Here is a 12,566-nt window from a genome sequence, read left to right on the forward strand (position 1 = left end):
CTGCGTACAAAATCATCGGTATTTAAAGCATTTTTGAGCTACTTGTTAAAAAGCGAGTCAAATAAGTTAAAAATCTCACCGCTAGCAATGATTTTTGGCGTGAAACATAACGTTATTTTAAGATGCTTTGCTTCTTACCCATGCAATTATTGTACGCCTAAAAAAGTAAGCAAGAACTATTTGAATTTCGCTTTATTCGGCGTTATTCATATGTAGTCATTGTATAAATGACTGTTCTTGTTTAACACTGGTCATACTATTTATAAAGTAGTACTAATAAACTAATTGTGATTCTTTACTCTTTTTGTCTCAAATTAATTGATAATCTTTACTCATAAACTTAGTCAAAGCATATCAACAGTTTGCACAGTAATCATTGATAATAAGCATCAAGATGAACACTTTCTACTATGAGTATATGCTTAACGAGTTAACCTTGATTAACATCAAGGTGATAACTCGATAATAAATCAATATAGTAATAATTTCGAACCATATTTAATATGCTTTTATCTATAACCATTTTTTTAATTTAAAATAGATATAAGGTGCGACACCAGCAAGTAACATTAATATTAATGAGAATGGATAACCATATTCCCATTTCAATTCTGGCATGTTTTCAAAGTTCATTCCGTAAGCCGAAGCAACTACCGTTGGCGGTAAAAATACAACTGACACCACTGAGAAAATCTTGATAATTCGGCTTTGTTCAATATTAATAAAGCTAGTCGCAGCTTGCATTAAAAAGTTTACTTTTTGGAACAAGGATTCATTATGTGGAACAAGTGACTCAATATCACGAATAACTTCACGTGCTTGCTCTAACTGATCAACGGGCATTTTTGCTCGTCGAACTAAGTAGTTCACCGCTCTTTGGCTATCCATTAAGCAAAGTCTTACCTTCCATGCGGTATCTTCTAACTCGGCTAAAGAGGTAATCGCTTCATCATAATGTTCTTGCGAAGAGCGATCCATGATAATTAAGCTCAACTCTTCTAATTCACTATAGATATTTTCAATCTGATCGGCTAACTGCTCAACTTTAACTTCAAATAGATCGAGCAATACTTCCCAAGGGTTACCGTCTATCATGCTCTGATATCGTGACCGCATTCGATATAAACGAAACGCAGGAAGATCTCGTTCTCTTAAGGTAAAAAGACGTCCATTATGGACTGTAAATGCAACAGTAGAATTACCTGCACGATCTTCTGCATCTTCATAAAAAAAGAAAGAATGCACATGTAATCCTTCGTTATCTTCAAAAAAACGGGCTGACGCCTCAATATCATCTAACTCTATGCTCGTTGCTAAGTTCTGTCCTAAATGGGTTAAAACAAAATCACGATCGGCTTCTTCTGGCTCAATTAAATCAACCCAAGTCGCATTATTTATATCGCCTTCATTAATTTTCACTAACTGTTTGTTTTTTAGTCCAAACGCATTAATCATAAGGCCTCCAGTAAAAATATGTTTAGAACACTACACAACAAATGTGTGGCATTATACCTGTTATAATAAGAAATTCCTATGGTGAGACAAATCTTTCTCAATGTTTAAAAATGGATAATAGCTCGCATAATTAAATTAAATACGGTGATGTTACTTCTGTCTCATGCTACAATATCGAAATTAAATCTTTATGCAATTTTTAGGAGTTTATAATGGCAAATCGAGGAATAAACAAAGTCATTTTAGTTGGTAATTTAGGACAAGATCCTGAAGTCCGTTACATGCCGAATGGTAATGCTGTCGCTAATTTTAGTGTTGCAACATCAGAATCATGGAAGGATAAACAAACCGGTGAAAACCGTGATCGCACTGAATGGCATCGAGTTGTCGTGTTTGGTAAATTAGCTGAAATTGCTGGCGAATACATTAGAAAAGGAACGCAAGTTTATCTTGAAGGACAATTGCAAACTCGAAAATGGCAAGATCAATCGGGAACAGATCGGTATACCACTGAGGTAGTTATCAATACTATGGGGGGAACCTTACAAATTTTGGGATCGCGTGGCTCAAGTAACGAAAGCTTTGATGATGGCTCACAAAATTGGGGGCAAAGCGCAAATAATTTTTCATCAGCGCCAGCGTCAACCCGACAAGCAACTCAAAGTGCACCGGCATCACAACCTAAAGCCCCTGAACCACCAATGGATTTTGATGACGATATTCCTTTCTAATCAAGCAAATGATTTTTTGGGCGTTTTATTACGCCCATGTATCATATCTTATCAATTTCAATTATACTTATCTTAATGTTTTTTATTAAGTCTTGAAATTGATATGCTGGAACTTGTACAAACTATTGGCTTTGGTCTAATTCTTTTCATACCATTAACTAATCCATTAACGACTGTTGTATTACTATTAGGTTTATCCGGTGATATGACCAATGAAGAGCGTAACTATCAGTCTAAAATGACTTGTATTTACGTGTTTATTATCATGGTTGTCTCATTTTATGGTGGACAATTAGTGATGAATACCTTTGGTATATCAATTCCTGGATTACGTATTGCGGGTGGAATGATAGTCGGTATTATCGGTTTTAGAATGCTATTCCCCCAGCAACCATCTCATAAAACGTTAGAAGCCGATGCAAAAAAACGAGAAACATCAAACAATATTGCGTTTGTCCCATTAGCAATGCCGAGTACTGCTGGCCCAGGTACGATTGCGATGATTATTAGTATGGCTTCAACGGTTAAAAGTGGTGGTTACAACGTATCGACTTGGGTCGTTTATACCACTTCTATAATGGTGCCACTATTATTGTGTATTATTTTATGGTTTTGTATGCGTAGTGCAGGCAGTATCATGCGATTTATGGGGAAAAGTGGTATTGAAGCAACCTCTAGAATTATGGGATTTTTATTAGTTTGTGTCGGTACCCAATTTATCATTAACGGCGTAAAAGAGCTGGTATTAAATTTCCCCAATATTTAACTGATTAAATAATATTCAGATAGTTAATCCAAGCACTAACTGATAATGAGACATAGGGCACGTTGATGCCCTACTGTTCTGACATCAATTAAAGTTTAGGTATATTTTTGATCATTTCAACCCGCATTAAATAATCATAAAGAGGAACGATTTTTTTAAATCCTTTTATCAATTTATTTGGCAGATCACTATCTAGTACATCAGCTATATGATTATTGGTTACCATAACAGCTAAACTTTTACGGTTATACCATGTTGCTATCTTTTCATCTTGATCTTTAATCAGTGGTCGTTTATAACTTTCACCAACCAACTCAAAAGGTTTTTTGACGCAACGAATCATCTCTAAAAACTTAGCAGTATCATTAGCAATCTCTTCACGAAAAATATCCATAGTTTGTTTGGATGCACAATAATAACCTAAACCATATTGATAACTATTCGGGCTAATTTCAAAAAAATAAGCAGGCGCTTCTTTCCAATCCTTGTTTGGTCGTTTAAATGTTAGCCACAATCGGCTTCGATACAGTGTTTTATCTTTGGAAAATCGAGTATCACGATGGATGCGTGATATGGTTTTACCTATCGCAGGTTTGGTTTCAAACCACTCATCAATTTTTAACATTTCTGGGGTTAATTGTTCAACCAATAACTTAAATGGTTTAACTAAGTCGTTATCATAAATCGAACGATGTTCATCAAACCAAGTTTTACTGTTGTGAATCCAAGCATCTTGTAAAAAATTTAAACCCGCTTGAGAAAAGCCGTTAAATATGGCCATTATTGCTCCTTAAATAACTCTCTGACTTTTTCTAAATCTTGTTGCGTATCAACACCAATAGCGGGTGACTCTTTAGCTACTGCAACATGAATTTTTTCACCGTACCAAAGAACTCTAAGCTGTTCAAGCATTTCAATTTGCTCAAGTGAAGAAGGTGCCCAGTTGATATACTGACGAATAAAACCTGCTCGATAAGCATAAATACCAATGTGGCGAAGGTAAAAATCACCAATACTGGATTGATTAAATAAATTGCTAGCTTTCGCGAAGCGATCCCGCTCCCAAGGAATAGTCGCTCGAGAAAAATAAAGTGCATAGCCATCTTTATCCATCACAACTTTAACCGCGCCAGTATTAAACGCTTCTTCAACCGACTCAATAGGCACAGCTAAAGTTGCCATGCCTGTTTTATATTTGACTAAATTTTCAGCGACTTGATCAATAATAATAGGGGGAATAAGTGGCTCATCACCTTGAACATTAACAATCACTTCATCATCAGCAAATTGAAAGGTATTAATGACTTCGGCCAGACGCTCAGTCCCCGAGTTATGTTTATCACTGGTTAGAATCACTTCACCACCATGTTTTTTTACTACCTCGAAAACTTGCTGATGATCGGTTGCAACAATGACTCGATTTGCCGATGACTTTTTTGCCTGTTCCATCACTCGTACGATCATCGGTTTACCATGTATATCTGCTAAAGGTTTTGCAGGTAAACGGCTTGATGCATATCTTGCTGGAATAATAACAGAAAAATTCATAACTAATCCTTGTAATGTTCTATTCTTGATTAAATTTTACTTGAGTCAGCGCCATCGCCTCGGTTTCAAGTAATACGGGAATACCATCCTTTACAGGAAAAACTAATTTATCAGTTTGACAAATTAGCTGATTATGTTCTTTATCATATTGCAATTTGCCATGACATTTAGGGCAAGCAATAGCATTAAGAAGAAGCGTTTTCATAATTTATTCTCTATGTGATGTTATATCCGCTAATAATGAACAGATATGGTTAATTGCTGGCATAGGTATAATGGCATCTACAGGTAAATACCACCAATTTGGTAATGCAAATTGTTGACATTTTACTGCATCTTTTTCTGTCATTAAAATAATTTGTTGATCAGTTGCTATATCTGTTAACAATGGCAAAGTAAATTGTTGATGATCAGCAAATGATACCGTTTTAATTAAATTCGCATGCATCATTGTTAACATATCAAAAAAACGTTTAGGATTGCTAATTCCAGCAATAGCACAGATATTTTGTAACGAAGATAATGGTTTTTTTTCTTGAGTAAGCAAATTAATGGCATAGTTGGGAGCCAATTGCATAGTATAAGTTTTATTAGGATATTTCTCAGCTAACAGACTATCGCTATCACCATTAATGATTATTAAATCTACTGACGTTAAACGGTTTTGTCGCTCTCGCATTGGACCTGCAGGAATCCACCACCCATTGCCAAATTGACGTTTACCATCGACTACAACAACTTCTATGTTACGAGCTAGCGCATAATGTTGTAAGCCATCATCAGTCAAAATAACATCTAACTGATAGTGTTGTAATAAAGCTTTGACCGCATCAACCCGTTTCGGTGCTACCGCAACAGGCGCCTGAGTGCGTTGATAAATCAGAATCGGTTCATCACCCGCTTGAGCTGTTGTTGTATTGTCATCTAAAATCAAGGGATAAGAATCAGCTTTACCGCCATATCCTCGTGAAACAACACCAACATGTAACCCTTTAGCTTGTAAAGCTTGAATCAAACCAATCGTGAAAGGTGTTTTACCATTACCGCCGACGGATAAATTGCCAACAACAACAATCGGAACAGGTGAATGCCATGATTTTAAAAGGCCGAATCGATATAACTGGCGACGAACAAAAACAATCAAACCATATAACAAAGAAAAAGGAATAAGTAACCAATATAATCTATTTTTACCATACCATAATTTTTCAATCATCATTTATTATCACTTGATTATGTTTTGTTACCATTACTGCCACATCTGACGTAATATAAATATTGCGATATTGGCTATTATTTTACTCATAAATAGGTAAACGCCCAAGCCAATCATGATACCACCTAGGACTCACTTGTTCCCGCATTGTTTTGATATTCCACGCTAATTTATTAAAAAATAGACTAATTTGACCTGTCCTTGCAGTAACATGATAATCTAAGTTAAGTTCATGATAACGTAAAGTAATCTTATCTGCGGGTAAGTTCCAAGCATTATAGCGCGAAGTCGACACCAATGCACTTTTCGGTTTTACCCGATTTAAAAAAGCATAGCTTGATGAGCTCATGCTACCATGATGAGGAACTTGTAAAAATGTTGAAGATAATTTAACTCCATATTGTTCAATTAACTGATACTCTTGCGTTCGCTCTAAATCCCCCGTTAACAATACCGAGAATAGACCATCAGTTATTTGTATCACACATGAGTCTTTATTTTGTGCATAATTAACAAGCTTTTTAGGCCATAAAATATTAAAAGAAAGCTGTTTCCACGTAATGTGATTACCCGCTAAGCATAAATAATCATTATTTAATGATGATGATGAACTCATCAGCCACGCTTTTGGATAGATACGCTTTAAAATATTCAGCCCACCAATATGATCATTATGTTGGTGACTAATAATAATGCCTTCAATTGTTAAATTATGCTGCAATAAAAACGGTATAATGACCTGCTCTGCTACTGAATTTTTATCCCATTTAGCACCTGTATCGTACAAAATAGCTGACTTTCCATTATGAATCACAATAGCCAGCCCATGGCCAACATCTAACATGTCTACTCGCCAAACATAATCAAGAACAACAAAAAATGGTGAAATCATTAAGCATAAAATAGACAATATAGTCACGAAAAAATGACGCCAAAGTTCAGTACGAATAACAATAATCATCAACCAACCAATTAAACTTAGTAGATAAAAATTAGCCGGTAACGTCAACCACAACATATTCATTGCTTTTAAACATAAAAATAATCCTTTAAGAGAAATATCTGCAACAAAACAAAACCACAAGGATAAATAAAAACAATTTACCAAACTAAATAATAGTGCCAATAAAATAGCAGGAAAGGTACATAGTGTGATAAGTGGAATTGCTATTAAATTGGAGAATAATGCAACAGTACTTATCCCGTGAAAAATAAAAAATTGTATAGGTAATAATAATAACGTTAAGCCAAATTGTAGATGCAATAACCGGATTAAATACCAACGTTTTTTTTGTTTAAAACGGTGTGGTAAAGGCATCCATTGGGATAGAAAGAGTAAACTGATAACCGCGTAGCAAGATAACCAAAAACTTTCTGATAAAATCATCAACGGATCAAATAAGAGTAATATTGCAATAATTCGATTAACTTTTTGCCAAGCGCTTAAATGGTAGCTTTGATAGCGTAAATATATCCATATTGATAGTGCGAATATTGCACGTAGTGTTGGCGGATTAAATCCTGTTAGCCAAGCATAAAATAACGCACTTAGCCAACCAACTATTATTGGTACAAAATAATGTATATAACGATTTGGCAGTAAAAACATAGCTGTTTTAACAATAAACCAACAAAAATAAAAAACTAAAAGAATATGCATACCAGATATTGCCATTAAATGAGCTATACCTGTTTGCATCATTATTAGGCGATCTTCACCACTTATTTGTGTGCGCTCTCCAAAAGCAAGCGCAATCATGATTCCTCGGTAAACACATAGATTAATATAGGGTAACGCATAATCTGCTATAACTTGTCTAACATCACGCTTATCTTCAAGTAATTTAGCTTGTTTTAATTTTGCTGATAATAGGCGTCTGTTGGCAATTGCAAAGCGTTGACTATCAAAACCCCCTTCATTCAAATAACCTTGGCTGACTTTGGTTTTCAACGTAAGTTGCCAAATTTGACCAGCTTTAGGAATAATTGGCTGATCCCAATAGACTGAAATAGTCGGATTAAAAGACAAATAATGCTGGTCAGAATTGATTAGGGCAAATTTTATATAATACGGTTCTGTTATGTTTTGGGCTTGAACATCAATTGTTTCGACTTTAGCTTGCACAACCAAGGTCTTATCGATATAAGGTTCAATATTAGATAAATATTGATGACTATAAGCAGTAGACCATAAAAAGCTAAGGATAAATACCGCAATCATGATTGTAAAGCGATAATACGTTGATGGGACAATCAAAATAAAATTAACAAGAACAATAGCCAACATATACCACTGTTCATAAGAAGGTAATGAAGATAAAAACATAAGTGGCAAACAACCTAAAGAAAAAATTATTGCTAATAGATCCAGTGAAAAAAGTTGCCGCATTGATTTTGATAGAATTAATTTTGATTGGCTATCAAGCTATCATATAACCGTTTTCTCAAAATATTCCATTTGCTAATTTCTAGAGGTTGCTTCCATTTTATTGATTAGTTGAAAAACTTTTACAAAACTAAACTGATTTTTAGATAAACTTTTTTTACGTTAATTCGAATCACAGCTAAAGAAGAGGTGTCGGTAATCTAGAATGGTGCTGCAAGCATTGATTGATGAATACCTGTATTGTTATAAATAAAAAAACCTTTGATTTTAGTCAAAGGTTTTTTTGTAATATTATGCAAACTTATGCTTTGGCAGCATTATTAACTCGTTCACGTAATTCTTTACCCGGCTTGAAGTGAGGGATATATTTATGTTTAACTTCAACATTACCACCTGTTCTAGGATTTCTCGCTTTACGTGGGGCACGATAGTTCAAACTAAAACTACCAAAACCTCGAATTTCAACACGATCATTACTTTCCATAGCTAAAGCGATCTGTTCGATAATATCTCTTACAGCATCATCAACTAGTTGTACAGGAAGGTGTGTCCGCCAGTTAACTATCTTTTCGGCTAAATCTGATCTGTTCATGGTCACTCCTAATTTATTTTGTGTGGTATATAACTGATTTATTTTATACCACAAAAGAAAAAGAGGGCAAGCCCTCTTTACTCTTTACATAAACAATTTTTACTCAGTTTTTGAAGCAGCTTTGAAAGCTTCAGCCATTGCATTAGTAAATGATGCTTCTTCTTGAGTTGCAGTATTATTTACAGCAGCAAGTGCTTCTTTTTCATCAGCTTCATCTTTAGCGCGTACTGATAATGAAATCGCACGAGACTTACGATCAATGTTAACAATCTTAGCTTCAACTTCGTCACCGACTTTCAGTGCAGTAGTTGCATCTTCAATACGTTCACGAGCAATATCTTGAGCTTTTAAGTAACCTTCAATACCATCAGCAATTTCGATAGTTGCACCTTTAGCATCAACAGCAGTCACTTTACCTTTAACAATAGTGCCTTTTTTATAGTTTGCAGCAAAATTATTGAAAGGATCATCTTCTAATTGTTTAATACCTAAAGAAATACGCTCGCGCTCTGCGTCAACTTGTAACACAACCGCTTCGATATCGTCACCTTTCTTATAAGCTTTAACTGCTTCTTCGCCTGGCATATTCCAAGAGATATCTGAAAGATGAACTAAACCATCAATACCGCCATCTAAACCGATGAAGATACCAAAGTCAGTGATTGATTTGATCTTACCGCTAACTTTATCACCTTTATTGTGTGACTCAGCAAATTGTAACCATGGGTTTGGTTTACATTGTTTAAGACCTAAAGAGATACGACGACGTTCTTCATCAATTTCAAGAACAACGACTTCAACCACATCACCTAAGCTAACTACTTTAGATGGGTGAATGTTTTTGTTTGTCCAATCCATTTCTGAAACGTGTACTAAACCTTCAACACCAGTTTCAATTTCAACAAAACAACCGTAATCAGTTAAGTTAGTTACTTTACCAGTTACTTTTGTTCCTTCTGGGTAACGTTTAGCGATTGAAACCCATGGATCTTCGCCTAATTGTTTTAAGCCAAGAGAAACACGTGAACGGTCTTTATCGAATTTAAGCACTTTAACAAGTAATTCTTGACCCACTTCAACCACTTCACTTGGATGTTTAACACGTTTCCAAGCCATATCAGTGATGTGAAGTAAACCATCAACCCCACCAAGATCAACGAATGCACCGTAATCAGTAAGATTTTTAATGATACCTTTAACTTCTGAACCTTCTTGTAGATTTTCAAGAAGTTGTTCTCTTTCTGCGCTATTTTCAGATTCGATAACTGCACGACGTGAAACAACAACGTTGTTACGTTTTTGATCTAATTTAATAACTTTTAATTCAATTTCGCGATTTTCAATATGTGAAGTATCGCGTAATGGACGAACGTCAACAAGTGAACCAGGTAGGAACGCACGTACGCCATTAAGATCAACCGTAAAGCCACCTTTAACTTTACCATTGATAACACCTAAAACTGTTGCAGCATCTTCAACTGCTTTTTCTAGTGTCAGCCACGCTTCATGACGTTTAGCTTTTTCACGAGATAAGATTGTTTCACCAAAGCCATCTTCAATTGAGTCAAGCACAACGTCAACAACGTCACCTACTTGAACTTCTAATTCGCCTTGGGCATTTTTAAACTGCTCTACTGGAATTGCTGATTCAGATTTTAAACCAGCATCAACTAAAACAACATCTTTGTCGATTGCAACGACAGTACCACGGATCATATTACCAGAACGAGTGTCTAGTTGATTTAAAGACTCTTCAAAGAGTTGAGCAAAAGATTCAGTCATATTTATATACTTAAATTAATATTAACGTCCACATTACATCATGTCTTGTGGGGTTGTTTACGGAACTCCACCTATCCTTTTGTGGAGCTTGGTTCAAGCAATAAAAAAATTTATTGCTCGAGTTTTTGGTTTATATACTTAATAGATTGATTAAAAACATCTTGAATAGAAAGTGATGTAGTATCAATTATAAGTGCATCAACAGCAGGTTTTAACGGCGCAACAGCCCGATTACGATCACGCTCATCACGCGCAGTTATCTCCTGCAAAATTTCGGCGAATTTAGCATGATTTTGCTTATCTTGCAACTGTTTCATTCTTCTTTCTGCTCGAGATTGCGCACTGGCATCGAGAAAGATTTTGACTGGTGCATCTGGGAATACAACGGTTCCCATATCGCGACCATCAGCAATCAACCCTGGAACCTGTTTAAAATCACGCTGTCGTTGTAATAATGCAACTCTCACTTGACTTAACGAAGCCACTTTTGATGCGGCTCCACCTGTTTGTTCGGTGCGGATAGCGTTAGTTACATCGTTATTCTGTAATAAAACTTTTACTTCAGCCCCCGTAGAATCGAAGGTTAAAGGCAGATTTAACGCCAATTTAACAAGCTGGCTTTCATCATCAAGCGCGATGTTTTGTTGCAAGGCTGAAAATGCCAATACTCGATAAATAGCCCCTGAATCTAAAAGGTGCCAATTAAAATGATTAGCCAATGCTTGGCATAATGTGCCTTTACCTACGCCACTAGGTCCATCAATGGCAATTACGGGAACAGTTTTAGTCATATTAATATTCGCTTAATCGTTCAAATTGTTCAAAGTAATCTGGAAAAGTTTTCATTGTGCATTTAGGATCTAATATGGTCACCGGTGTATCTGATAATGCAACTAATGAAAAACACATTGCAATGCGGTGATCGTTATATGTTTCGATTTTTGCATGCGTTAATTTTGCAGGAGGAACTATAGTAATATAATCAGGCCCCTCTTCAACCGTAGCCCCAACCTTTCGTAGTTCAGTTGCCATCGCATATAAACGATCGGTTTCTTTTACGCGCCAGTTATAAATATTGCGAATAGTAGTTGGTCCTTTAGCAAATAAAGCTGTAGTGGCAATAGTCATTGCTGCATCGGGAATATGGTTCATGTCCATATCAATACCATTTAATTCCCCCCGAGTACATTCAATATAATCATCTGCCCAAATCACTTTAGCACCCATTTTTTCAAGTACATGTGCAAATTGGGTATCGCCTTGTAAACTTTTTTTACCTATACCAGTAACACGCACCGTACCGCCTTTAATTGCCGCAGCGGCTAAAAAATAAGAAGCGGACGAAGCATCACCCTCGACTAAATAATTGCCAGGAGATTGATAACATTGTTTGGCTTTAATGGTAAATTTTTGATAATCATGATTGGTAACTGTGACACCAAAAATCGCCATCATCTTAATTGTAATATCAATATAAGGTTTCGAAACCAAATCACCAATAATGGTAATTTCGGTATCTTTATCCGCTAGCGGTGCAGTCATTAATAAAGCGGTTAAAAACTGACTTGAAACCGTTCCATCAACGTTAATATTGCCTCCACTAAAACCACCATGAATATGCAGTGGTGGGTAACCTTCGTTTTCAAGATAGTCGATTTTAGCACCGCCTTGACGCAGAGCATCGACTAAATGCCCTATTGGGCGCTCTTTCATACGAGGTTCGCCTGTTAATATAATATTATTGTTACCCAAACATAATGCCGCTGTTAATGGACGCATCGCAGTGCCAGCATTTCCAAGAAACAATTCCAAAGGGTGAGTCACTTGCAAGTGACGACCGATGCCCTGAATATCACAAATAGTGCGATCATCAGATAGTTGATACTTAATACCTAAAGCCTTCAAAGCATCAAGCATGTAACGTACATCATCACTATCAAGCAAATTGGTCAAACGGGTATTACCTTTACTCAGTGCAGATAATAGTAATGCTCGATTAGAGACACTTTTTGACCCAGGTAAATTGATTGTCCCATTAATTTTTTTTATCGGTTGTAATGTTATAGATAACATAATCACTCTCTATAAAT

The 12,566-nt window shown here is 35.8% G+C and carries 12 protein-coding genes; 2 read left to right on the plus strand and 10 right to left on the minus strand.

Annotated elements, in window-relative coordinates:
* Nucleotides 1-513: 513 nt before the first annotated feature.
* Entirely contained in the window at nt 514-1,455 is a 942-nt protein-coding gene (corA, locus tag A9G09_RS10715; protein WP_065634831.1) for a magnesium/cobalt transporter CorA, read from the minus strand.
* A 212-nt stretch (nt 1,456-1,667) separates the two neighbouring features.
* On the opposite strand from corA, the gene A9G09_RS10720 reads away from it, so the two are divergent.
* Nucleotides 1,668-2,186, plus strand: coding sequence for a single-stranded DNA-binding protein (locus A9G09_RS10720; RefSeq protein ID WP_065634832.1), 519 nt, complete (start codon nt 1,668-1,670; stop codon nt 2,184-2,186).
* A gap of 103 nt (nt 2,187-2,289) precedes the next feature.
* The gene (locus A9G09_RS10725; RefSeq protein ID WP_065634833.1) at nt 2,290-2,952 is read left to right on the plus strand and encodes a MarC family NAAT transporter; all 663 of its coding nucleotides are present in this window, start codon (nt 2,290-2,292) and stop codon (nt 2,950-2,952) included.
* A gap of 88 nt (nt 2,953-3,040) precedes the next feature.
* Here the strand turns inward: A9G09_RS10725 and A9G09_RS10730 are convergent, their stop codons facing one another.
* From A9G09_RS10730 to aroA, 9 genes are all read right to left on the minus strand, one after another.
* Complete coding sequence (locus A9G09_RS10730; protein ID WP_141671574.1) at nt 3,041-3,736, minus strand: DUF2461 domain-containing protein; 696 nt, start codon at nt 3,734-3,736, stop codon at nt 3,041-3,043.
* Nucleotides 3,733-4,500 carry a 3-deoxy-manno-octulosonate cytidylyltransferase gene (kdsB, locus tag A9G09_RS10735; protein ID WP_065634835.1) on the minus strand — a complete coding sequence of 256 codons (768 nt, stop codon included), beginning with the start codon at nt 4,498-4,500 and terminating at the stop codon, nt 3,733-3,735. Before kdsB ends, A9G09_RS10730 begins: the two co-directional genes overlap by 4 nt.
* 19 nt (nt 4,501-4,519) lie before the next feature.
* Nucleotides 4,520-4,705 carry a Trm112 family protein gene (locus A9G09_RS10740; protein WP_065634836.1) on the minus strand — a complete coding sequence of 62 codons (186 nt, stop codon included), beginning with the start codon at nt 4,703-4,705 and terminating at the stop codon, nt 4,520-4,522.
* Nucleotides 4,706-4,708: 3 nt separating this feature from the next.
* Nucleotides 4,709-5,716, minus strand: a complete 1,008-nt coding sequence (lpxK, locus tag A9G09_RS10745; RefSeq protein ID WP_065634934.1) for a tetraacyldisaccharide 4'-kinase — start codon at nt 5,714-5,716, stop codon at nt 4,709-4,711.
* A gap of 82 nt (nt 5,717-5,798) precedes the next feature.
* Nucleotides 5,799-8,042, minus strand: a complete 2,244-nt coding sequence (locus tag A9G09_RS10750) for a DNA internalization-related competence protein ComEC/Rec2 (RefSeq protein ID WP_065634837.1) — start codon at nt 8,040-8,042, stop codon at nt 5,799-5,801.
* Between the two features lie 361 nt (nt 8,043-8,403).
* On the minus strand, nt 8,404-8,736 hold the full coding sequence (ihfB, locus tag A9G09_RS10755) for an integration host factor subunit beta (RefSeq protein ID WP_306453255.1): 333 nt from the start codon (nt 8,734-8,736) through the stop codon (nt 8,404-8,406).
* A gap of 57 nt (nt 8,737-8,793) precedes the next feature.
* Nucleotides 8,794-10,476, minus strand: coding sequence for a 30S ribosomal protein S1 (rpsA, locus tag A9G09_RS10760; protein ID WP_065634839.1), 1,683 nt, complete (start codon nt 10,474-10,476; stop codon nt 8,794-8,796).
* A gap of 110 nt (nt 10,477-10,586) precedes the next feature.
* A complete protein-coding gene (gene cmk / locus A9G09_RS10765) occupies nt 10,587-11,267 on the minus strand; it encodes a (d)CMP kinase (protein WP_065634840.1) in 681 nt (226 codons plus the stop codon).
* A gap of 1 nt (nt 11,268) precedes the next feature.
* Nucleotides 11,269-12,552: a 3-phosphoshikimate 1-carboxyvinyltransferase gene (gene aroA, locus A9G09_RS10770; RefSeq protein WP_065634935.1), complete on the minus strand. Its 1,284-nt coding sequence runs from the start codon at nt 12,550-12,552 to the stop codon at nt 11,269-11,271.
* Nucleotides 12,553-12,566 lie beyond the last annotated feature (14 nt).

The sequence above is a fragment of the Gilliamella sp. wkB292 genome (genome assembly GCF_001690235.1).
In the GTDB taxonomy this organism is placed as follows: domain Bacteria; phylum Pseudomonadota; class Gammaproteobacteria; order Enterobacterales; family Orbaceae; genus Gilliamella; species Gilliamella apicola_F.